Consider the following 21,991-nt stretch of genomic DNA (forward strand, 5'->3'; position numbering starts at 1 on the left):
TCCTCTTCACCAATTGCGGAATCGGGACGGCGGCGCATACAGCCCGCCCGACCAGTGAACCAGATCCTTGATCGAGCGCGCGGCGAGCAGACGCCGGTCGGCGTCGAGCGGATCGATGTCCAGATCCTCGGGGCGCACGATCACCCCGCGCTCGCGCAAGCGCTCGACCAGCTTGCGATCACGCCCGCGGCCGATCTCGGTGTAGCCCGCGACGCCGCGGATCGCGTGCTCGCGCTCGTCGGCGTCGCGGCACATCAGCAGGTTCGCGATGCCTTCCTCGGTCACGATGTGCGTGACGTCGTCGCCGTACACCATCACCGGCGCGAGATCGAGCGACAGCTGGTCGGCCAGACGCAGCGCGTCGAGCCGCTCGACGAACATCGGCGCGTTGTTCTCGCCGAACGTCTCGCCGATCTGCACGACGAGCTTGCGCCCGCGCCGCAACGCGGCGGGCGTGGCCGGATCGGCCTGCGCGCCCGCCGCGAGCCACGGCCCGCTCGGATGGCGCCGGCCGCGCGCATCGCTGCCCATGTTGGGCGCGCCGCCGAAGCCCGCGATCCGCTCGGCCGTCACCGTCGACGAGTGGCCCGCGAGATCGATCTGCAGCGTCGAGCCGATGAACATGTCGCACGCATAGAGGCCCGCCATCTGGCAGAACGCGCGGTTCGAGCGCAGCGAGCCGTCCGCGCCCGTGAAAAAGACATTGGAGCGTGCGCGGATGTAGTCGTCCATCCCGACTTCGGAGCCGAAGCAATGGATTTGCTCGACCCAACCCGCTTCGATCGCCGGGATCAGCGTCGGATGCGGATTCAGCGCCCAGTGCGTGCAGACCCGGCCCTTCAGGCCGAGCCGCTCGCCGTAGGTGGGCAGCAGCAATTCGATCGCCGCCGTGTTGAAGCCGATGCCGTGATTCAGCCGCTTCACGCCATAGTGCGCATAAATGCCCTTGATCGCGAGCATCGCGGTCAGGATCTGCGTTTCGGTGATGCCCGCCGGATCGCGCGTGAAAAGCGGCTCGACATGAAACGGCCGGCCCGCGTCGACCACGAAATGCACGCGATCGCCTGGAATGTCCACGCGCGGCACGCGCTCGACGATACGCTCGACCTGCGCGATCACGATGCCGTCCTTGAACGCGGTGGCCTCGACGATGGTCGGGGTGTCCTCGGTGTTCGGGCCGGTGTACAGATTGCCGTCGGCGTCGGCGCTCACCGCGGCGACGAGCGCGACATTCGGCGTGAGATCGACGAAGTAACGCGCGAACAGCTCGAGATACGTATGCACCGCGCCCAGCTCGATCTTGCCGCCGAACAGCAGCTTGGCGATGCGCTGCGACTGCGGGCCCGAGTACGCGTAATCGAGCCGTTTGGCGATGCCGCGCTCGAATACGTCGAGATGCTCGGGCAGCACGACGCCCGACTGGACCATATGCAGATCGTGCACCTTCGTGCGGTCGACGGCGGCGAGCGCCGCGGCGAGCAAGTCCGCCTGCTTCTGGTTGTCGCCCTCGATGCAGACGCGGTCGCCCGGGCGCAGCACTGCCTCGAGCAGCGCGGTCGCATCGCGCGCGTCGACCCGCTTGCGCCGCGCCAGCGGCGCGGCCTCGGCAACGCGCGCGGCGCGCGCCGCGCGGGCATGGTTCCATCCCGTCATACGGAGTCTCCTGCGTCGAACCGTTCGATGGAGTTTGCAGCATTGTAAGCCGGAGCGTCGCGGCAATTGATGATATTGCGCGATATAACTCAGTGATGCAGGCAATGAACAGCGCGTTCGCACGCAGGCCGCGTTGCCGAGCCAGTCTCGGTCGACGCGGGCAAGCGCCGTGTCACGCGAACAGGCCGCGCCGCCTGCCGCAACGCAGCCGCTGCGTTCGGCCGCTTATGGCTGCGGGATGCAGGGTTCACGCCTCGCGCGCCGGTCAGGCCGAGGGCACTCGCGCGCGGGCGAAATCCGGCAAGCACCCGGCATCGCGCGCCCTCCGCCATCGCGCCGCCCCACTTAGCCACCGACCACTGCGTCCGTCGCGAAACACCGCAGCGACAATGGCCTGAGCAGGCAACCCACGCCGGTATGAAACGTCACGATCAGCGCGCCGTATGGCACGAGCCGCCGGCCGGCCGCCGCTAGGCCCGCAACCACCGCATCGCGCAACGCAACGCCCTCACGGCAAAAAGCTCTTGCGCCGCGCGTCGATCAGCTCGACGAGCAGGCGGTCACGTTCCGCGCCGAGCGCCTCGATCGAACGCTCGCCCTGGATCTCGCGCAGCGCGCCGATCAGCTTGCGATCGACGTCCGGCGAAAACGACGGCGTGCCGAGATCGTCCCACCATGTCGTCATCGGCCCGGACAGATGTTCGAGGAAATGAGCGATTCCGCCGTCTCCGCCGCCGAGATGGTAGATGAGGCTCTGCCCCATCAACGCCCAGCGCAGGCCCGGCCCCCATGACACCGCCTTGTCCGCGTCCTCGACGCTGACCACGCCCTCGCCCACCAGGTAATACACCTCGCGAAACAGTGCCGCCGCGAGCCGGTTTGCGACGTGGCCCGCCATCTCCTTGTTGAGCACGATCGTGACCTTGCCCAGTTCGTCGTAGAAGCGCTTCGCCCGTGCGATTGCATCGGCGGACGTCGCCGCGCCGCCGGCCAGCTCGACGAGCGGAATCAGATGCGGCGGATTGAACGGATGAGCGATCAGGCAGCGCTGCGGATGCCGCTCGCACGCGCCCTGGATGTCCGACATCTTGAGCCCCGACGAACTCGACGCGACAAGCACATGCGCCGGCAGCCGCGCGTCGATCCGGCGATACAACTCGCGCTTGACGTCGAGCCGCTCCGGGCCGTTCTCCTGCACGAAATCGGCGCCGTCGAGCGCCGCATCGAGTTGCGGCTCGAATGCAAGCCGCGCGGCGAATTCGGCGGCGCGCTCGCCGGCGAACCTCACCAGCGCGGCATCGAGCCGCGCGCGGGCATCGGGGGCGGGGTCGGTCACGGTCACGTCGAAGCCTTTGGACAAATAAAACGCCGTCCAGCTCGCGCCGATCACGCCCGCGCCGATCACGGCGATCCGTTGTGCGTCCATCTTGAGGTCTCCTTTGATTTGGTTTGGTTTGGTTTGGTTTGATTTGATTCGATTCAAGCCGCCGAACCGTCGCCGCCCAAGCCCGCCGTCAACCCGCGCTTGCACCGGCAGGCGACGGCCCGCTGGCGAACCGCCCAGCCGTCATGACGCGGCTGACTGCACCCGGCAAATGCGCACGCCGCGCCACCGCAATCGCGGCCCCGAGCGATTCCGCATCGAATCGCGGCCCTGCGCCTGAGCGTCGGCACGCGCGCACCCGACGCAAAAACGCCGCATCCGCGCTAATCGCGTGATGCGGCGTTGCCGCTGATCCGGCTGCGGCGCCGGCGCTTCGCGCGCAGCACCGCCCGCGTACTGGCCCGGCCAGTATCAGCGCGCGAAGCGCGCGTCAAGCTTCGCCTTCGTCTCGGCAAGCGCACGCGGCAACCGCGCGCCCAGCTTGTCGAACCACTGCGCATGCAGCGCAAGCTCGTCGCGCCATTCGTCCGCGTCGATCGACGTCACCTGCTCGAACTGCTCGGGTGAGAACGCCAGACCGTCCCAATGCAGATCCTCATAGCGCGGCGTGACGCCGAACGCATGCTCGACGCCCGCGCCGCGGCCGTCGATCCGCTCGAGCATCCACTTCAGCACCCGCATGTTCTCGCCGAAGCCCGGCCATACGAACTTGCCGTTCGCATCTTTGCGGAACCAGTTCACGCAATAGATCTTCGGCAGCGATGCACCCGCCGCCGCGAGTTTCTCGCCAAGCGCGAGCCAATGCGCGAAGTAGTCGCCCATGTTGTAGCCGCAAAACGGCAGCATCGCGAACGGGTCGCGCCGCACCACGCCCTGCTGGCCCACCGCCGCCGCGGTGGTCTCCGAGCCCATCGTCGCCGCCATGTAGACGCCTTCCACCCAATCGCGCGCCTCGGTCACGAGCGGCACCGTGTTCGAGCGGCGGCCGCCGAAGATGAACGCGTCGATCGGCACGCCGGCCGGGTTCTCCCAATCGGCGTCGATCGACGGACATTGCGACGCGCTCGCCGTGAAGCGCGAGTTCGGATGCGCGGCTTTCCTGCCGGTTTGCCTGCCGATCTCGGGCGTCCACGGGTTGCCTTGCCAATCGGTGAGCTTCGCGGGCGGCGTGTCGGTCAGCCCTTCCCACCAGACGTCGCCGTCTTCGGTCAACGCGACGTTGGTGAAAATCACGCCTTCCTTGAGCGTGGCGATCGCATTCGGGTTGGTTTTCTCGCCGGTGCCCGGCGCGACGCCGAAGAAGCCGGCCTCGGGATTGATCGCATACAGGCGCCCGTCGCGGCCGGGTTTGAGCCATGCGATATCGTCGCCGATCGTCGTGACCTTCCAGCCTTCGAAGCCCTGCGGCGGGATCAGCATCGCGAAGTTGGTCTTCCCGCACGCGGACGGGAACGCGGCGGCGACGTGATACTTGCGCCCCTCCGGCGAACTCACGCCGAGAATCAGCATGTGCTCGGCCAGCCAGCCTTGGTCGCGGCCCATGGTCGACGCGATGCGCAGCGCGAAGCACTTCTTGCCGAGCAGCGCGTTGCCGCCGTAGCCGGAGCCGAAGCTCCAGATCTCGCGCGATTCGGGAAAATGCACGATGTACTTGGTCGGATTGCACGGCCACGGCACGTCCTTCTCGCCGGCGGCCAGCGGTTTGCCGACGCTGTGCACGCACGGCACGTAATCGCCGTGCTCGCCGAGCGCGGCAAGCACGTCGCGGCCCATGCGCGTCATGATCCGCATGTTCACCGCGACATAGGGACTATCGGACAGCTCGACGCCGATATGCGCGATCGGCGAGCCGAGCGGCCCCATCGAGAACGGCACCACGTACAGCGTGCGGCCGCGCATCGCGCCGCGAAACAGGCCGTCGAGCGTCGCACGCATTTCGGCGGGCGCGATCCAGTGATTGGTCGGGCCGGCGTCGTCGCGCGATTCGCTGCAGATGAACGTGCGGTCCTCGACGCGCGCGACGTCCGACGGATCGGACAGCGCGAGAAACGAGTTCGGCCGCTTCGCGGGGTTCAGGCGGATCATCGTGCGCTGCGCGACCATCTCGTCGCAGAGGCGATCGTATTCCTGCCGCGAGCCGTCGCACCAGACGACGCGCTCGGGCTCGGTCAGCTCGGCGATGCGCGCGACCCAGTCGATCAGGCCGCGATGTTTGACGTATTCGGGTACATCGAGCGAAACGGTGCGCGTGGCCGCGACCACGTTGCTTCGGGTCATTAGCATGTCTCCAGGTTGTTGAATCGGAATATCGTGTTCGGTGCGCCGCCGCAACGGGAGCGGGGCCGCAGGCGGGACGCGCGCGCGGCGGGCAGCGCGCCCGCCATTTCGGCGCCGAAGGCGCCGGAGCATTCGCATTCGTTCTTCTTAGAGTAATGGAACAACGGCTCCGACATGCTTGCTGATACGCCTGCCATACGATCAAGGTAATCCAGCATACCATCGCAATGCATGCCGCTCGCGCTGCGCCGCAGCAACGCGCGGCCCGGCAGGCCGGGCACGCGGGCCCGACGTGACAGGCTTGTGGCGGCGCATTCACGATCCGCAATGGGTGCAATCCAGCATCGGCGGACTGCTCGAAGCCGAGGGTTTTCACCGACGCCTGTGTGCGAACGCGGCGGCCCAAGCATGGCTTAACCGGATGCGCGCGCCGGATACGCGGATTTGATCCGGCGCGGCCGATTTTCGGCGCGTGCGCGGGTGGCGCGATCGGCCGCGCCGGGCCTCCATCGGCTGCCGGCAAGAAAGCGCGCGCCGGCGCTGCCGGCGCGCGCGCACGGCCCCCGGTCAGCGGGAAACCCGCTCGATCAATTCCTCGTCGCAGATGACGCTGCCGATCGACGGCGCCGCGTGCGCGTCGTCGAGCAGCGCATCCGGGAGCGCCGGCTGCACGGCTTGCGCGGACTCCGCGGCGGGCCGTGCGCCGCTCGTCGTGTAGTGCTTGAGAAAACAGCGCATCGCGTGGCTCACGCCGAGGTTGTTGACTTCGCGCAGATCGCTTTCGTAGTAGCGCCCGGCGTTGTAGTGGCCGGTGATGATTTCGTAGGAAGGGAAATAGTCGACCCAGTCGAACTCGTTGCATGCCGTCTGCGCGGCGACTCTCAGCACCGATTTGCTATAGGTGGTCGCGACGAGCACGTTCTGGTTCTCGTAGGTGGCGATGAGCGGCACCGGCGAGACCGTCAGCAGCACGTTGACGCGAGGGTTCACCTGCTTGAGCTGAAGCAGGAACGCGCGCAAATCGCTCATCACGTCGAACACGGTCAAGTTCGTGAAGCGGTATGCGGCTTCGTCGTAAGCGCCGCCGGCCACGCCCGGCGCGAGCGGAAACACTTCGCCGTGCGCGCGATTGGACCAGCTCTCGGTCAACCCGAGCGTAAATACGAAAACGTCCATCTCGGTGAACATCTTCCTCACATGCGGCAGATGCTCGGCACGCGCAGCCAGCACCGCGTCCGGGCTGCCGTAGCCTTCCGGCGTGACCGCCGGGCGGAACGCATCGACGTAGCGTCCGTCCGGCCGCCGCCAAACGGTCTCGGTCTTCGTGCGCCGTCCCATCGATTCCTCGAACAGCTGCAACAGCTGCCGCACGGTATAAAGGTTGCCGAACCGTGCGGAAAATACGCCGTAGCCAAGGCGCTTGCGCTCGCTTTCTGAAAAATCGGCGCCCGATTCCGGCACGAAATAATTGAATCCGATTCCGGCCAGACGCCGCGAAATATGCTGGGCGAAGCAACTGCCCGCGGTGCCGACCTTCTGCTGCGCGCTGATCGTGAATTTGGGCGCGACCACCGGATCGAACGCATGCATCTCGGTGTTGGCGACGGCCTTGCGCCAAAACTGATGCGCGGGAAGATGCTTGTAGGGATTCGTCATAGTTCGCCCCCGATCATTTGCAAGGCTCGGGTGAGATGCGGGCTGTTTCCGTACAGTTCGCTCTTGTCGAAGTTCGCATATGCGGCGAACGACGCTTCGATGAATTCGTCGAGCGTCAGCAAATCGTAATCGGCGCCCTTGAACAGATAACTGCCATGCTCGACGCCGAAACGCTCGGCCAGCTCCGGGAAGATCGGAAACACGGGCAGCCGCACGAGCGTGTCGTGAGGAACGATGCCCGACTCGACCACCGCGTCGCCCGCCACCTTCTTCGCGACTTTCAACGCGACGTCATGCAGCGCATGCGCCTTCGGATGATTGACGCTGTGCATGAACGCGCCGGCACGCGTCCATCTGCTCAGTTCGGGCGAGAAATCGAGGTCGTACTCGGCATATCGGTCGAGAAAGTCTTTTTTCTCGCGCTCCCACTGGGAAAAGTAACAAAGCGCGTCGTAAGTTTTTTCGTTGAAGAGCGCCTTGGTCCGGGCCACCGAGCACCCATGCTGGTACGCGGCAAAAACGATCGTCGAATGATAATCGTCGAGCGGGCTTTTAACCGGCTTGCCGGCGTGAAACACGTATTGCAGATCGGGATGGTATGCGCGGAAGTAGACCGCGGGCATCATGAGCACGTTCGGCATCGCTTCGAGATCCACGATGCCGAGGCGCTGAAATTCGGGAATCGCAATAATATGATCGTAAACGCGAATATGCTGGCGCCAGAAATCGGCGCTGTGCTGAAAACCCCAATAATCACATGATTCGACTTTCGCGTGAGGACAGATCAGCGATAGCGAATGAGTCATCCCCGCAACCTGGCAATTCGACATGACCAGCCATCTTTCTTTCACGGTCATTTCATTCTCGATTGAAATACTGTTAATGAATCAATCTATCTGGCTGCGCATAGCGTAGCAGAAAGATAATCAGTTTTTATACAAATCGCCAGAATGCGAATAGAAGCGTAGGCGGGGAATCAATTCAAGCGGAATCGCTCCCGGCGCGCCTATCCGGAATAAATTTCCCCGGCAATCGCGGTATTTTCCTGCTTTGCAGGTAATTTTTTCTAAAACGCGGGATCAAAACCATTCACCACATCGAAGCGTCAATCATCACATTTATAAGATTTAAATTCCGGAAGATTGAAAATCCCAAGAACATGGGACCAAAACCATTCATCGCCTCAAAGCGTCAATCATCATATTTATAAGATTTAAATTCCGGAAGATTGAAAATCCCCAAGAAAACATTCGACAAATGTTCTCCCGAATAATCGCCGCGATTGGCGAAATGCCGTAATTTCGGAATTTTCCGATTCCGCCGCGCGGCAGGCGGCGTGACTGCACGGCGGCGCGTCATGCTGCCCTGCACCAGGAAAAACTATAATGACCGGCTTGCCACGCGATATCCGGCGCCCGACACGGCGGGCGCCCCCTTTGACTGACGCCATGCAGAATCGAATCCGACCGTTCCCCGTTGCGTGCGCCATGGCGACCGCGGCCTTGCTCTGCGCGTGCTCGAGCACGCAGAAACCGCTGTATCAGCAGGAGCAGTTCGACGCGGCCGCCAGCCCGTATGCGCGCACGTTCCACGACAAATCGGCCGCCACGTGCGAGGCCGCGCGCCGCGCGCTGCTCAGCCAAGGCTATATGGCGAGCGCGACGCGCCCCGACGCGATCGACGGGAGCAAGAACTTCCAGCCGAGCAACGATTCACACGTCGTCATCGAATTCCATGTCGTGTGCGCGGACGCCGATGCAGACGGCGCATCGAGCGTCGCCTACGTGAACGCGGTTCAGGATCGCTATTCGCTGAAGAAAACCAACACGTCCGCGAGCGTCGGCTTGAGCGTGTTCGGCTCGCTGTCGCTGCCGATCGGCTCGAGCGACGATGCGATGGTCAAGATCGCGAGCGAAACCATTCCGGCCGGTATGTTCTATGAGCGCTTCTTCAACCTGGTCGATCATTTCCTGAAGATCGACCCGACGCGGCGCGACAAGGCCACGGTCGCCGCGGCGCAGAAAGAACGCGTCGCGCCGCTGCCCGAGCCCGCCGCGACGGCCGATGAAACGCCGATGAAGTTGAACACGCCGAGCCCGCCGCCCGCGGCAGCGGGCTCGAACGAGCCGGCGTCGGACGCCGCGGCAAACGCCGCGCCGGCGGCTGCGGCGTCCACGCCGGCGCCGGCGCCGGCGGATACTCCGGCGCATCCACCCGCGCCGGCCTCGACGCTTACCCCGGCGCCCGCGCCGCCGCCGGCGTCTATGCGTGCGGCGCCGCCAGCGCCGATGCCCGCTGCCGTTTTCGCGCCCGCGTCGAAACCGGCGCCAGACGCGGCCTCCATGCCGGCTGCGCCGCGAGCCTCGACGCCACGCGTCGACGCGGCACCGTCGGCCGCGCCTGCTCCCGCGTCATCGTCATCGCCCGCTCCATCGTCTGCGCCCGCGCCATCGCAATCCCCCGCGCCGGCGTCGCCGGCGTCCGCCCCTTCGTCGCAAGCCCTGCCGCCGGCTGGCGCCGCCGCGTCGGTGTCGGCGGCAGCGCCAGCCAACCCGCGCGCACCGATTTCGATGCCCCCGGCGCTCCAACCCGCCACGAGCGCTCCGGTCTCGGCGGTCCCGTCAGGCTTGCCGGTCTCGCCCGACGCCAACGCGGCAATATCGTTGCCGGGCACTCGGCCGCAAGCGGATACGGCCAGCGACATCGCGGGCCGGCCGGCTGCCGGCGACGGGCATTAGACCGCCCGCTCCAGTCTTTCGCCATCGCGCCCCCGCCACGCCGCCACGGCCACTCGCGTGAAAACAAAAAAACGCGCCCGGAATGATCGTCGCCGATCACTCCGGGCGCGCCACTGGGCCATAGCCCGGGCGAATACTGCGGCAAGCTGCCCGGCGATGATTTTGCGCTGACGGTTGACGAATGGCACCCTTACGTGGCCACCTATCCAACCGCTGATTCGATCGCTTATTTGGTCGTATATCCGCCGTTGATCAAAATCGTCTGCCCGGTCACCCACCAGCCATCGCTGACGAGATGCCGAATGAACGGCACGACATCCTCGATATCGGTCAGCCCGGTCTTCGAAAACGGCGACAGCGCCGCGGCCGTCTTGTGATACGCGACGGCATCCTCGCCTTCGGCCGGATAGAAGAACGGCGTATCCATCGGCCCCGGCCCGACTGCCGTCACCGAGATTCCGCGCGCGCCCAGTTCCTTCGCCGCGGCGCGCGTGAAGTGCTCGACCGGCGCCTTCATCCCCGCATACGCCGCGTAGAACGGCGTGAACGCGCCAAGCAGCGACGTCACCAGCGTCAGGATCTTGCCGTTGTCGTTCACGTGCTTGCCCGCTTCCTTCAGGAAGAAAAACGCGGCCTTCGAATTGACCGCCGACATCTCGTCGTACTCCGCCTCGCTGATCTGCGCCATCGGCTTCTTCAACACCTTGCCCACCGTGTTGATCGCGATATCCGGACGGCCGAACGCGGCCACCGCATCGGCGAACAGCTTTTCGACCGCGCCGGCCGTCGTCAGATCCGCCTGCAGCGCCACGGCCTGCGCGCCCTTCGCCTTCACGTCGGCCACGGTTTTTTCGGCGTCCGCCTTCGAGCTTGCGCTGTTGTAGTGAACCACCACCGCCTTCGCGCCATGCGCGGCAAGATCGCGCGCGATCAGTCCGCCCAGATTCTTCGCGCCGCCCGCGATCACGACAGTCTTGCCCTGGATGCTGTGGTCAGCCATGAAGGCCCTCCCTTTTGTTGGACAGAAGCGGCCCGGTGCCGCCTCTTGCGTCTTCGGATGATATATTCCAGAAAATCCCCATAAAGCCATGTTCTCTGACATCAGTCGTCAGAATTTCTGGACAATCACGTCGCGCCCAAGGTCATGGACCGGATCGATCTGTTTCGCGTTTTCGCACGCGTCGTCGAATGCGCGAACTTCACGCGCGCCGCCGATACGCTCGGCCTGCCCCGCTCGTCGGTATCGGCCGCCGTGCAGGAACTCGAAGGCCGCCTCGGCGCGCGCCTGCTCAACCGGACCACGCGCCGGGTCACCGTGACACAGGACGGCGCGGCGCTTTACGAACGCTGCCTGCGCCTGATCGCCGACGTCGAGGAAACCGAGAACCTGTTCCGCCATACCAGCATCGGGCCGAGCGGCACGCTGCGCGTGGACATGCCGGGCCGGATCGGCCGCCTGATCGTCGCGCCGGCGCTGCCCGCCTTCCTCGACCGGTATCCGCAGATCGACATCGATCTCGGCGTCACCGACCGCGCGGTGAACCTGATCGAGGAGCGTGTCGACTGCGTGCTGCGAGTCGGCGCGCTGAGCGATTCCGGGCTGATCGCGCGCCCCATCGGCGATTTGCCGCTGATCAACGTCGCGAGCCCCGCGTATCTCGCGCGCCACGGCATACCCGCCACGCCCGCCGATCTCGAGCATCATCAGCCGATCAACTACGCGTCGCCGTCCAACGGGCGGATCGCTCCGTGGGAATGGGTCGAGCACAACGAAGTCAGGCGCCTGTCGCGGCGCGGGCGTGTCACCGTCAACAGCGCGGAGGCGTATATCGCGTGCTGTGTCGCGGGGCTCGGGCTGATCCAGGTTCCCGCATACGACGTGGCCGCGCATTTGCGCGCGGGCGAACTGGTCGAGGTGATGCCGGACTATCGCGCCGCACCGATGCCGATGGCGCTGCTGTATCCGCACCGGCAGCATCTGTCGCGGCGCTTCCAGGTGTTTGCGGAATGGCTCGACGCATTGCTGCGCGAACAGGTGTTGCTGTAGCGCTGGCGGGCATCCGCCGCATGGTCGCACAATTATTACCCGGATATTATTGACACTCTATTTATACCCGGGTATAAATTCGCATTCTCCCGCCATTCGACACATGCGATGACACATCTTCCCCTTCCTTCTCACACGGCTTTTGACGGCTATCGGCTGCTTACGTCGGGCTCGCTGCAAAGCGTCGCGCTGGCAGTCAAACGCGCGGCCGGCAACCCATCGGCCGGCCCGATCCTGATCTTCGACAATGCGACCGGCCGCTCGATCGACATCGACACCCGAGGCTCGGACGACGACATTGCCGCGCGCTTTGCCAGCGTGCAGCCCGCGCCTGCCGACGCATCCCGTGCCGGCAAGGGTACGGACCCGGCGTCTGATACGCCCGATATGCACGGGGGCGGCGCGGGCGCGGCGCACGGCTCGAACACCGGCGGCGCCACACGCCCGCCCACCGACGAGCCGCGCGGGCGCGGCCGGCCCAAGCTCGGCGTGATCGCGCGCGAGGTCACGCTGCTGCCGCGTCATTGGGAATGGCTGTCGACGCAGCCTGGCGGCGCGTCGGTCGCGTTGCGAAAGCTCGTCGACGAAGCGCGGCGCACCCACGCGCAGCAAGATCGGAACCGCCAGGCCCAGGAGCGCGCTTATCACTTCATGTCGGCCATCGCGGGCGATTTGCCCGGCTTCGAGGAAGCAGCGCGCGCGCTCTTCGCGAACGATGCGGACCGTCTGCACGCATCGATCACCTCGTGGCCCGACGACGTGCGCAGCCATACGATCGCGCTCGCATACGATCGTGAGGACACGAGTGACGCATCGCATCACGGTGCTTGATCGGCCGGCCGTATTCGCCGGCCGCATCAGCGAGCGTCGCCCAAGCCGCCGGCTTCGATCGGACTGAACGCCCGGCAACCGTCGCCGGGCGATACGATCCGCTCGCATCGTCTGCATAGCCGGCTCTCGGCCACGCTCGCTCCATAAGCCGAACCGAGCGCGCCCAGCCCGGCGATCGCCGCTTCGAGGCTGCCGCGCGCCGCGTCCCAATACCGGCATTGCGCGCAGCGGCCCGGCGGATCGCCGCCGTCGGCGTGCGCGCGCGACGATGGCATTGCGCTCATTGTCCAAGGCTCGCCCAGTAGCCGCCGAACACATAGACCGACAGCAAATAGCCGACGATCACGTTGACGGCCACGCCGGCGGTGAACGCGGCAAACGGCCTCGCACCGGTTGCCGACAACGCCTTGAGCCGCGTCGTCAGGCCGATCGAGAAAAAGCAGAAAATAAATGCCCAGGTGCGCAATACGGTGATCGGCGCAACCAGCTCCGGCGTGACGATCTTTCGGTAATCCGCGAGCGTGTAATGGCTCGCGACCCACGTGACGAACGCCGACGCCACGACAAAACCGATCACGAACTTCGGAAAGCGCGCCCAGATCTCGCTTGCGCGCGGCTGCGCGCGCACGCCGTCCGCGCGTTCCCAGCGCGTCGTCGCGACGATCGCGAGCGCGAACGCCCAAATGCCGATCCAGATATCGCGGCCGACCACCTTCATCAGCGTGAACGCCTGCAGCGCCGCCTCCGGCGCGCCGGCGATCGCGCCCGCGCCGTGTTTGGCGAAATCGCCATAAGCCTGCGCGGCGGCAAGCCCCGCCGCATCGGCAAACTCCGACGTGCCGATCCATGCGCCCGCGATGCCGGTCGGCAGGCCGAGCGCGCGCGACGCGAACGGCAACGCGAAAATCATCACGATCGCCCACAGAATCACGAGCGTGATCGAGATCGCCGCGTCCTCGCGCCTCGCGCGCACCGCGCCCGCAATCGCAATCGACGCCGACACGCCGCACACCGCGCCGCCCGCGCCGAGCACCGCGGCAAACCGTTTGTCGAGTCCGAGCGCCCCCGCCACCGCGAAGATCGTGAAGAACGTAACGAGCGACACGAGGCTCGCCTGCACGACGGCGATCGGGCCGGCCCAGACGAGCAGCGTGAAAGGCAGCGTCGCGCCGAGCAGCACGATGCCGACCTTGATATAGAACTCGACGCGCAGCCCGGCGCGGAACCACTCGGGCAACGCAAACGCGTTCGACAACACGAGCCCCAGCGCCAGCGCGACCAGCGGCGGCTCGAGGTTGTACTTCGCGGCGTCGGACCACGCGCCGAGCGCATAGATCAACGCCGATGCGACGAACACGATCGCAAACGACGGCACGAAATGCGCGAGCTTCTGGCCAAGCGCCGCGACGCTGATCGAAAACAGCGCGCCGAACACCGCGAACAACGCGACATAGCGCGTCAAATGCGTGCCGAGATCGCGTGCGGCTTGGCCGACGTCCGACCATTTCGCCGGCGCAACCGCCAAGCCCTTGATGCTGCCGCCGAACGCGAACAGCAAATAGGCGGCCAGCACCAGGCCGAGCCCGATCCAGATCGACCACCAGTCCTCATTCGAAATCAGCGCGCGCCACCAGCCGGGCCGCGCCGGACGATGGCCGTCGGCGCCGCGTTTGTCCAGCGCGCCCGCAGGCGTCGTACCCCGTTGTGATCCGCCCATGAACCCTCCTCCTTGCGAAGCCATCCCGAACGCCTGCCGTCGAGCGCGCGACGGCGACGGTTTTTTATTATTGGCAACGGCTTCGCAAATGGAAAGGTCGCTTTCGACTATGCATATCACGTCAATCGCGCAAGATTCGCGCGCCGCCGCCGCGGACATTGGCGCGACGCCCGTCGGCCGGACTTCGCGCGCGTGCTCGGCGTGCGGTGCGGGCAAAATCGGACGGTCCGATCGTTTCGCCCGCCGTCGCGTTATTTCGCACAGCCCGCGCGCTCGGCGCGCGGCGAACCGCCCGGCGAACATTGATTCGATATCCGAAGCAAATGGCCTCACCGCTTACGGTTGCGTGAACCACAGCCGGCTCGCGAAACGCACGCGGCAAGCGCGATCGGCGCGCTGCGTCGATTCAGGCGGCGCGTGGCGCTAGCTCATGTACCAGCCGCCGTTCGCGTTGAAAGTCTGCCCTGTGATGTAGCCGTTTCCCGCCAGCAGCACGGCGATATCGGCCACTTCGTTCGGCTTGCCGAAACGGCCGACGGGAATCAGTTCCTTACTGACATTCGGATTGCCCGCGAGCATTCCGGTGTCGATCAACGCGGGCGCGATGGTGTTGACCGTCACGCCCGTCTTCGCCAGCGCCGACGCATAACCATGCGCAAGGCCGATCAAGCCCGCTTTCGATGCGGCGTAATGCGGCCCAACCACGCCGCCCAACTGCGCCGCGACAGACGACAGCATGATGACGCGCCCCCACTGCCGCGCCGCCATGCCCGGAACCAGCCCCTTGGTCACGAGAAACGCCGACGAGAGGTTCGTCGCGATGACATTGTTCCAATCGTCGACCGTCAGATCCTGCCACCGCTTCGGCAGCGTGATGCCGGCATTGTTCACCACGACGTCGACCTGCCCGAACGCGGCATGCGCCTGCTCGATCATGCCGGCGATGCTCGATTCACGTGAGACATCCACCTGTAATGCCTGCGCGTGGCCGCCCAGCGCCTCGATCATGCCCACGACCTTGTCGGCCGATGCCTTGTCGCGCATATAGGTGAGCGCGACCTTCATGCCCTGCGCGCCGTATGCAAGCGCAATCGCGCGGCCGATGCCCTTGCTGCCGCCCGTGACGAGCGCCACTTTTCCGTTCAACCGTTCCATTTCTCCGCTCTCCGATAGGGTAAGGTCAGGCCCGCGCCGCCCGTGCGGGCCTCATGCCGGCATTCGCCCCGGCGACGCGCGGTCCGCGTCGTGAAAATCGAACGGCGGCGATGCGAAATGCTCCTCCGGCCTCGCCACGCGGCGCGTTCTCGCAATGACGGCAACGTGCTCGGACTCACCCGCACGCTGCGCACGCAGAGAACGCCTTGACGCACTTGCGCACGAGACCGGACGCTTCTTACCGCTCGTCTGCCGCTCGTCTGCCATCGCACGGATCGATGCGAACATGCACCAGCATGTTCGCGACGCCCCGCGCGGCGGGCTCGATGGATCATATCGTAGATTGCACTGCACAGTGCAGTATAAAATTATCCAAGCGCCCTTCCCGACGAACCTCGTGCCGAACCGCGCGCATCGCCGCCATGTCCTGCGTTCCGCCGGCTCGATCGGCCTTCACATTCAGGAAACGTCATGCCAGAAAACCGGCCGTCCAGCGCCTCCCCCGCGGCCATCCCCACGATGGCCGCCGCTTGCGCGATCACCGTCGCCAACGTGTACCTCTGTCAGCCGCTGCTCTCGGCGATGGCGGACAGCTTTCACACCACGCCGTCCGCCGCGGCCAGGGTCGCGTCCGCCGCGCAGATCGGCTATGCGCTCGGCATCCTGCTCGTCGTCCCAAGCGCCGACCGGGCGGACCCGAAGCGACTCGTGCGCGGCTTGCTCGCGCTCACCACACTCGCGCTCGCGCTCGCCGCCGTCAGCCCGTCGATGCAATGGCTCGCGCTGATGTCGCTGCTGGTGACGATGGCAACCGTCGTGCCCCAAGTGTTGATTCCCGTTGCGGTGTCGCTCGCGCCGCCGGACCAATCCGGCCGTGTCGTCGGGACGATGCAGACCGGGCTGATTGCCGGCATTCTGCTGTCGCGCACCGCGGCGGGCGCGATTGGGCAATGGAGCGGTTCGTGGCGCGCGCCCTATGCGGTGGCCGCCGTGCTGACCGGCGCGTTGCTGTTGATCCTGCCTCGCTTCGTGCCGAGCCGCGCGCATGCCGCGCCAGGCGCACCGAAGGCCTACGCTGCGCTGCTCGGCTCGCTGCCGCGGCTTTTGCTGACCTGGCGCGATCTGCGCTTTTCAGCGTGCCTCGGCGCGGCGATGTTCGGTGCGTTTTCCGCGTTCTGGGCAACGCTCGCGTTTCACGTCGCCCAACCGCCGTTCGGTCTGGGTCCGGCGCAGGCCGGCCTGTTCGGCGTGTGGGGAGCGGCCGGCGCGCTCGTGGCGCCTCGCTGCGGCCGCCTGTCGGACCGTTTCGGCCCGACCTTCGTCAACGGCCTGTCGATATGCGCTGCCACGCTGGCGTTCCTCGTCTTCCTCATCGCCGGCGACACCTCCGCGCTGGCGCTCGTGGCCGGCGTGAATTTGCTCGACTTCGGCAATCAGGCCGGGCAGATTGCCAATCAGGCGCGCATCTTCCGGCTCGATCCGGCCGCGCGGGCGCGGCTGAACACTGTCTACATGGTGTCGACATTCGCGGGCGGCGCGCTCGGCACCGCGCTCGGCACCGCCGCGTGGAGCATCCACGGATGGCGCGGCGTATGCATGACGGGATTTGCACTGCTCGGCGTCGCAGGCGGCTTGTTGTTGAGCCGATCGCTGATCCGGCGCCGCACCCCGGCGAGCGCGAAATGACGGGATGCCGCGACGCAAACGGCCGCGCAGACGGACACGAAAACGGCCGCACATGACCGCATGCCGCCGCGTGCGAGGCGCGATTGCGTACAATCGGACGCTGAGTATTTTCCGGGATACGCCGATCATCGTGGCCAAGACAGCCCATACCCCTACCGCTCGAAAAAAAACCCGTCCCGCTGCGGCGCGCGCCCGCTCCCGCGCGCGGGACGATCTCGCGCAACACAATGCGGCGCCGCCGTCCAAACGCGATCAGATTCTCGACGCGGCAACCCGCGTGTTCCTGCAATACGGATACGAAGGCACCAGCATGGATCGCGTCGCGGCCGAATCCGGCGCCGCGCGGCGCACGCTGTACAACCAGTTCGAAAGCAAGGAGGCGCTGTTCGAAGCGATGATCGCCAGAATCTGGGCGAGCTTTCCCGTCTTCGACATCACCCGCGACGAAGAATCGCTTCATGATCCGCGGCTGGGGCTCACACGGCTGGGTCATGCGGTCTCCGAATTCTGGATTCCGCCGTCGGCCGTCGCGTTTCTGCGGATGGTGATCGCGGAAGGCTCCAGATTTCCGGGCTTGACGAACACGTTCTTCGAAAAGGGCAAGGCGCCCGCGATGGGCGCCGTGGCCGATTACATCGGCGCATTGGCCAAGCGCGGGCTGATTTCGGTCAAGAACCCGAAACTCGCCGCCAGACAATTTCTCGGGCTCATCGACGAGCCGCTGCTGTGGGTGCGCGTCGTCGGCCTGGAGGAAACCTATACCCGGCAGGAACGCGATCTCGTGGTCCAAAACGCCGTCGACATGTTTCTCGGCTTCTATCTGGTCAAACGGCCCGCCTAACGTTCTTTTCGCCGTTCGCGCGCGAACGGCGAAAAGAACGGCAACACGCGCGCCTTTCGGCAAGCGCCGCAAGCCGCCGCGTCTAGACCGTGCCGACGCGCGCGGCTGCGTTGCGCGTATCGGCTCGAACGCTGGGGTGCGTTACCGCAGGCGCCGCTCGCGCGGCGCAGTCACGCGGTTCAGTCACGCAAGCTCGTCCCACAATTCGAAGTTCAAAGCCACATCGTTGGCCTGCACCCATGCGACGAACGAGCGCGTGTGCGCGTACTCGAGATGCGCATCGAATGCGTCGCGATTCTGAAATTTCTCGTACACCACAAACCGATTGGCGATTTGCGCATGCCGATGCGCGGTAAAGGCCAAGCAACCCGGTTCCGCGCGGGTGGCCGGCACCAGTTCGCACAATCGCTCGAACAGCGCCGTTTCGGTGCCGATCGGCGCACTCAAAAACGCAACGACAGTAACTGACTTCATAACCGATTCCTCGATCGTAGCGCCTCACGCAACGGGCGCTATAAATGGAAGAGGCCCGGAACGCCCGCGAACCCGCAAATCGCATTCGCCGACGCGCACGGCCTCGCATGCGTGCATTGCACTGCACAGTGCAATGCACGCGAGTTTAGGCATTGGACATCGCGCCGTCAATCAGGCTTCGCGTTATTTTCAGCACTCACACAGGCCGCGCCGTCTGCAACGCGCACGCCCGCCATCGCGTTCGGCCAAGCAAGCCACGGCGAATGTCGCACGGCATGCGCGGATAACGCCCGTCTTCTCTTTTCAGCAATCCCGCATTGAGGACAACGCGATACGAGATGCTGCACGATCGCACGGCCGGCGCGCAGAGCGTGCGAAACGAATGACCCAACGACCCGCCAACAAGCTACGACCACAAAAAACGCCGCGCGGCTTGATGCCATTGCGGCATCCGATTTTGCGAAACCCTCTGTCTGAAATTCACGAACGCAAACCGGCGGCAATACGTATAACCCCGCATCCGTCGCCAGGTGCGATGTGAAAGAGAAAATGGAAAAAGGCGGGCGTCGCATGAACGCTTGACATCTTTCATCGCGCCAAAGCGCAATATAAACATCGCCTCGGATAACAATCGAATCGATTTCGCGCTAATTGGTGAATCGGCAGTTACCGACGCTGATGAATCAATAAGCGCCGCCATTATTCGATTTAAATCGCCAAATGATGCAAGCCCGAGCGGCGGCGCAATACATCATCAAAGTGTGAGCATTCGCACATTCGCCCCGGGTGCGACTCATTACGCTGCATAGCGCAGTAAGCGTTCGCGTGAAATTGCCGCAGAGAAGCAGACTTCAGTTTTGGGGAAAAACGGCATTGTCCCGCGCTCCGATTTCGCGAGCGCTTCACGATGAGCCTGCGTTTCCGTCCGACTGAAGCAAGAAGTCAAACCTTCCGTCCTTCTCTTTTGCTCACGCCTCCCATTCGCATATCCTGACTATTCCGGGGGGGAAGTCATGTCGTTTTATATATCGTCGTCACGCGTGCCCGTGCCTAAAACCCTTTCAATGCTGGTTGCGCTCGCGTGCTCGCTCGCCTATACCGGCACCGCATGCGCTCAATCGGCGCTGCCTGCCGGCGGCGCGTTCGTGTCGGGCACCGGCGCGATCTTCGGCGGCGGCACGTCGTTGACGGTCAATCAAAGTTCGGCGCGCGGCGTGATCGATTGGCGCAGCTTCTCGATCGGCAGCGGCCGCAGCGTGACGATCAACAACGGCGCCGGTGCAACGCTCAACCGCGTGACGGACGGCGATCCATCGGTGATCCTCGGCTCGCTCAAGGCAACCGGCAGCGTTTATCTGCTGAACCCGCAGGGCGTGCTGATCGGGCCGGGCGGCGTGGTATCCACGGGCGGACGCTTCGTCGCCTCGGCGCTGAACATCGACAAGGATGCATTCATGCAGGGCGCGCCGCTGACGCTGTCCGGCGCAGGCAACGGCGCGATCGTCAACCTCGGGCAGATCAGCTCGACGGGCGGCGACGTGTTGCTGGTATCGCGCACGCAGGTGTCGAACCAAGGCAGCATCAATGCGCCGAAGGGCACGACCGAACTGGCCGCGGGCCAACAAGTGCTGTTGCAGGATTCGGCGACGGGGCCGCAGGTGTTCGTGCAAGCGGGCAGCGGCGGCAGCGTGCTGAACGCGGGGACGATCCGCGCCGCGCAAGCGAACCTGCAAGCGGCGGACGGCAACATCTACGCGCTGGCGGGCAACAACGCGGCGATTCGCGCGACCGGCACGGCGATGCGCGACGGCCACGTGTGGCTGGTCGCGGATCAAGGCAGCGTACAGGCGCACGGCGTGATCTCGGCGGCCAACGCGAACGGCACGGGCGCCGTGGTGGAAACGCGCGGCCAGTCGCTGAACGTGTCGGGCGCGACGGTGCAGGCGGGGCTGTGGAAACTCGGTGCGCCGGCGTTCACGCTGGACGGCGCGAACGCGAGCACGGTCGCGGGCAATTTGAGCGCGGGCACGCCGGTGACGGTCGAGGCGACCGGTGCGAACGGGGCGAGCGGAGATCTGACGGTCGGCTCGAACGTGCGCTGGAACGGCAATGCGCCGCTCACGCTCAGTGCCGCGCATAGCGTGGCGATCGCGCCGAGCACGATAATCGGCAACACGGGCGGCGCGAACCTGACGTTGCGCGCGGATGCGGGTGGCGTGAACAACGGCGGCAGCGTGATGAACGGCGGCACGATCGATTGGTCGTCGAGCACGGGCCTGGTCAATGCGTTCTACGACATGAACGGCCAGTACAGCGCCGGGACGATTCTGACCAACAGCGGCTGGAGCGCGGCGCCGTTCAGCGGGCTCGTGACGCAGGCAACGGCATACAAGCTGGTCAACACGCTGACGGATCTGCAAAACGTATCGCACGATCTGACGGCGAACTACGCGCTCGGCCGCGACATCGACGCATCGTCGACGTCGGGCGCGGCGGCATTCCAGCCGATCGGCGCGGGCTCCGATGCGCCGTTCGCCGGGCAGTTCGACGGCTTCGGACACCTGATCAACCACCTGACGGTCAATGCGCCGGCCGGCGCAACGCAGAATACCTACGTCGGGCTATTCGGCCTGGTCGGCGCGACGGGCGTGATACGCAACGTCGTGCTGACGGACGAAATCGTGAGCGGCGCGCACGGCGCGCTCGGCGCGATCGCCGGCCGCAACGACGGGCAAATCGCAAATGCGTCGATCGCGGGCTACAACAGCCGCATCGGCCCGATCGCGCAAGACCCGGCAACCGGCGGCTGGACGACGGCGGAATTCGCCGGCGGACTGGTGGGCATCAACAACGGTACGATCGATCGATCGTCGACTTATCAAACCTCCGTTTCGGCCTATCAGATGGCGGGCGGATTGGCGGCCGTCAACAACGGCACGATCCGCCAATCGGTCGCCTGGTCCACGTCGGCCGGCTCGCTGCCGCCCTGCTGCAGCGCCGGGCTCGCCGGCATCAACAACGGTCTGATTGCCCAATCGTATGCGACGGGCTCGGCCCTTTCGGGCGGGGGGCTCGTCTTCCAGAACAATGCAAGCGGCGTAATCGATCAATCGTATGCGAATGTGCAGATCGCAAGCAGGGGCATCGGCATGGGCGGCAATGTCGCTTACGGCAACACCGGCGTGATCGCCAATAACGTGTACTGGAATGCGCAAATGTCGGGATTGACCTATGGAATGCCCGCGGTCACGTCAGGCTCCGGTGCGCAACCGCCGCTCGCGAACGGGTTGAACAACGCGCAGATGGCCCAGCCGTCGAATTTCGCTTCTTGGAATTTCGGCCCGAACGGAACCTGGGCGATGCCGGCGGGCGCGACGTCGCCCATGCTGGCGTGGCAGCTCAACTCGCAAGCGTGGAAAACCGGCTCGCATTGACGTGAACCTGTTCGGCCGCATGCGGTTGGCGTGATGCGCGTGCGGCGCTGATGTTTTCGAATACGGCGCCGCACTGCCGGATACGATTGCATCAGCGC

The 21,991-nt window shown here is 65.4% G+C and carries 16 protein-coding genes and 1 pseudogene; 6 read left to right on the top strand and 11 right to left on the bottom strand.

From position 1 onward, the window contains the following. Nucleotides 1-6: 6 nt before the first annotated feature. From mdcA to AQ611_RS12400, 6 genes and pseudogenes are all read right to left on the bottom strand, one after another. Nucleotides 7-1,653: a malonate decarboxylase subunit alpha gene (gene mdcA / locus AQ611_RS12375; protein ID WP_069234685.1), complete on the bottom strand. Its 1,647-nt coding sequence runs from the start codon at nt 1,651-1,653 to the stop codon at nt 7-9. A gap of 345 nt (nt 1,654-1,998) precedes the next feature. Then, nucleotides 1,999-2,139: pseudogene (locus tag AQ611_RS25555) on the bottom strand (malonate transporter subunit MadM); the annotation flags it as partial. A gap of 22 nt (nt 2,140-2,161) precedes the next feature. Beyond that, on the bottom strand, nt 2,162-3,079 hold the full coding sequence (locus AQ611_RS12380) for a 3-hydroxyacyl-CoA dehydrogenase NAD-binding domain-containing protein (RefSeq protein WP_069234686.1): 918 nt from the start codon (nt 3,077-3,079) through the stop codon (nt 2,162-2,164). 369 nt (nt 3,080-3,448) lie between these two features. Further along, nucleotides 3,449-5,314 carry a phosphoenolpyruvate carboxykinase (GTP) gene (locus AQ611_RS12385; RefSeq protein WP_069234687.1) on the bottom strand — a complete coding sequence of 622 codons (1,866 nt, stop codon included), beginning with the start codon at nt 5,312-5,314 and terminating at the stop codon, nt 3,449-3,451. A 567-nt stretch (nt 5,315-5,881) separates the two neighbouring features. Next, nucleotides 5,882-6,970 (bottom strand): GSCFA domain-containing protein, encoded by a 1,089-nt coding sequence (locus AQ611_RS12395; RefSeq protein WP_069234689.1) that lies wholly within the window; start codon nt 6,968-6,970, stop codon nt 5,882-5,884. Next, nucleotides 6,967-7,827 (bottom strand): WcbI family polysaccharide biosynthesis putative acetyltransferase, encoded by an 861-nt coding sequence (locus AQ611_RS12400; protein ID WP_335645233.1) that lies wholly within the window; start codon nt 7,825-7,827, stop codon nt 6,967-6,969. Before AQ611_RS12400 ends, AQ611_RS12395 begins: the two co-directional genes overlap by 4 nt. 591 nt (nt 7,828-8,418) lie before the next feature. Between AQ611_RS12400 and AQ611_RS12405 the strand changes: the two genes are divergently transcribed. After that, entirely contained in the window at nt 8,419-9,708 is a 1,290-nt protein-coding gene (locus AQ611_RS12405; protein ID WP_083237312.1) for a DUF2242 domain-containing protein, read from the top strand. Between the two features lie 226 nt (nt 9,709-9,934). Here the strand turns inward: AQ611_RS12405 and AQ611_RS12410 are convergent, their stop codons facing one another. Beyond that, the gene (locus AQ611_RS12410; protein ID WP_059513939.1) at nt 9,935-10,708 is read right to left on the bottom strand and encodes an SDR family oxidoreductase; all 774 of its coding nucleotides are present in this window, start codon (nt 10,706-10,708) and stop codon (nt 9,935-9,937) included. 144 nt (nt 10,709-10,852) lie between these two features. Here AQ611_RS12410 and AQ611_RS12415 point away from each other — a divergent pair, with 144 nt between their 5' ends. Together AQ611_RS12415 and AQ611_RS12420 are read left to right on the top strand one after the other, a co-directional pair. Next, nucleotides 10,853-11,755 (top strand): LysR family transcriptional regulator, encoded by a 903-nt coding sequence (locus tag AQ611_RS12415; RefSeq protein WP_069234691.1) that lies wholly within the window; start codon nt 10,853-10,855, stop codon nt 11,753-11,755. Between the two features lie 108 nt (nt 11,756-11,863). Beyond that, on the top strand, nt 11,864-12,586 hold the full coding sequence (locus tag AQ611_RS12420) for a DUF2239 family protein (RefSeq protein WP_069234692.1): 723 nt from the start codon (nt 11,864-11,866) through the stop codon (nt 12,584-12,586). Nucleotides 12,587-12,612: 26 nt separating this feature from the next. Here AQ611_RS12420 and AQ611_RS12425 read toward each other — a convergent pair whose 3' ends face one another. From AQ611_RS12425 to AQ611_RS12440, 3 genes are all read right to left on the bottom strand, one after another. Next, nucleotides 12,613-12,870 carry a hypothetical protein gene (locus AQ611_RS12425; RefSeq protein WP_059513949.1) on the bottom strand — a complete coding sequence of 86 codons (258 nt, stop codon included), beginning with the start codon at nt 12,868-12,870 and terminating at the stop codon, nt 12,613-12,615. Continuing rightward, on the bottom strand, nt 12,867-14,303 hold the full coding sequence (locus AQ611_RS12430) for a YeiH family protein (RefSeq protein WP_069234693.1): 1,437 nt from the start codon (nt 14,301-14,303) through the stop codon (nt 12,867-12,869). The genes AQ611_RS12425 and AQ611_RS12430 overlap by 4 nt, the downstream gene beginning before the upstream one ends. A gap of 423 nt (nt 14,304-14,726) precedes the next feature. Then, entirely contained in the window at nt 14,727-15,458 is a 732-nt protein-coding gene (locus tag AQ611_RS12440; RefSeq protein WP_069234695.1) for an SDR family NAD(P)-dependent oxidoreductase, read from the bottom strand. A 471-nt stretch (nt 15,459-15,929) separates the two neighbouring features. Between AQ611_RS12440 and AQ611_RS12450 the strand changes: the two genes are divergently transcribed. Beyond that, entirely contained in the window at nt 15,930-17,144 is a 1,215-nt protein-coding gene (locus AQ611_RS12450; RefSeq protein ID WP_069234697.1) for an MFS transporter, read from the top strand. Nucleotides 17,145-17,196: 52 nt separating this feature from the next. Continuing rightward, nucleotides 17,197-17,985 carry a TetR/AcrR family transcriptional regulator gene (locus AQ611_RS12455; protein ID WP_083237313.1) on the top strand — a complete coding sequence of 263 codons (789 nt, stop codon included), beginning with the start codon at nt 17,197-17,199 and terminating at the stop codon, nt 17,983-17,985. Between the two features lie 183 nt (nt 17,986-18,168). On the opposite strand, the gene AQ611_RS12460 is transcribed toward AQ611_RS12455, so the two are convergent. Then, a complete protein-coding gene (locus tag AQ611_RS12460) occupies nt 18,169-18,459 on the bottom strand; it encodes a putative quinol monooxygenase (RefSeq protein WP_069234698.1) in 291 nt (96 codons plus the stop codon). Nucleotides 18,460-19,505: 1,046 nt separating this feature from the next. Between AQ611_RS12460 and AQ611_RS12465 the strand changes: the two genes are divergently transcribed. Then, a complete protein-coding gene (locus tag AQ611_RS12465) occupies nt 19,506-21,893 on the top strand; it encodes a two-partner secretion domain-containing protein (RefSeq protein ID WP_308410723.1) in 2,388 nt (795 codons plus the stop codon). Nucleotides 21,894-21,991: the final 98 nt, after the last annotated feature.

It is taken from the genome of Burkholderia singularis, assembly GCF_001718875.1.
GTDB classification, from domain to species: Bacteria; Pseudomonadota; Gammaproteobacteria; order Burkholderiales; family Burkholderiaceae; genus Burkholderia; species Burkholderia singularis.

What these genes read in the sequence shown, in the direction of transcription:
- mdcA (WP_069234685.1), bottom strand. Translation starts at nt 1,653, where the DNA reads ATGACGGGATGGAACCATGCCCGCGCGGCGCGCGCCGCGCGCGTTGCC.
- AQ611_RS12460 (WP_069234698.1), bottom strand. Translation starts at nt 18,459, where the DNA reads ATGAAGTCAGTTACTGTCGTTGCGTTTTTGAGTGCGCCGATCGGCACC.
- AQ611_RS12395 (WP_069234689.1), bottom strand. Translation starts at nt 6,970, where the DNA reads ATGACGAATCCCTACAAGCATCTTCCCGCGCATCAGTTTTGGCGCAAG.
- AQ611_RS12410 (WP_059513939.1), bottom strand. Translation starts at nt 10,708, where the DNA reads ATGGCTGACCACAGCATCCAGGGCAAGACTGTCGTGATCGCGGGCGGC.
- AQ611_RS12440 (WP_069234695.1), bottom strand. Translation starts at nt 15,458, where the DNA reads ATGGAACGGTTGAACGGAAAAGTGGCGCTCGTCACGGGCGGCAGCAAG.
- AQ611_RS12450 (WP_069234697.1), top strand. Translation starts at nt 15,930, where the DNA reads ATGCCAGAAAACCGGCCGTCCAGCGCCTCCCCCGCGGCCATCCCCACG.
- AQ611_RS12455 (WP_083237313.1), top strand. Translation starts at nt 17,197, where the DNA reads ATGACCGCATGCCGCCGCGTGCGAGGCGCGATTGCGTACAATCGGACG.
- AQ611_RS12415 (WP_069234691.1), top strand. Translation starts at nt 10,853, where the DNA reads ATGGACCGGATCGATCTGTTTCGCGTTTTCGCACGCGTCGTCGAATGC.
- AQ611_RS12380 (WP_069234686.1), bottom strand. Translation starts at nt 3,079, where the DNA reads ATGGACGCACAACGGATCGCCGTGATCGGCGCGGGCGTGATCGGCGCG.
- AQ611_RS12430 (WP_069234693.1), bottom strand. Translation starts at nt 14,303, where the DNA reads ATGGGCGGATCACAACGGGGTACGACGCCTGCGGGCGCGCTGGACAAA.
- AQ611_RS12420 (WP_069234692.1), top strand. Translation starts at nt 11,864, where the DNA reads ATGACACATCTTCCCCTTCCTTCTCACACGGCTTTTGACGGCTATCGG.
- AQ611_RS12425 (WP_059513949.1), bottom strand. Translation starts at nt 12,870, where the DNA reads ATGAGCGCAATGCCATCGTCGCGCGCGCACGCCGACGGCGGCGATCCG.
- AQ611_RS12400 (WP_335645233.1), bottom strand. Translation starts at nt 7,827, where the DNA reads ATGACCGTGAAAGAAAGATGGCTGGTCATGTCGAATTGCCAGGTTGCG.
- AQ611_RS12385 (WP_069234687.1), bottom strand. Translation starts at nt 5,314, where the DNA reads ATGACCCGAAGCAACGTGGTCGCGGCCACGCGCACCGTTTCGCTCGAT.
- AQ611_RS12405 (WP_083237312.1), top strand. Translation starts at nt 8,419, where the DNA reads ATGCAGAATCGAATCCGACCGTTCCCCGTTGCGTGCGCCATGGCGACC.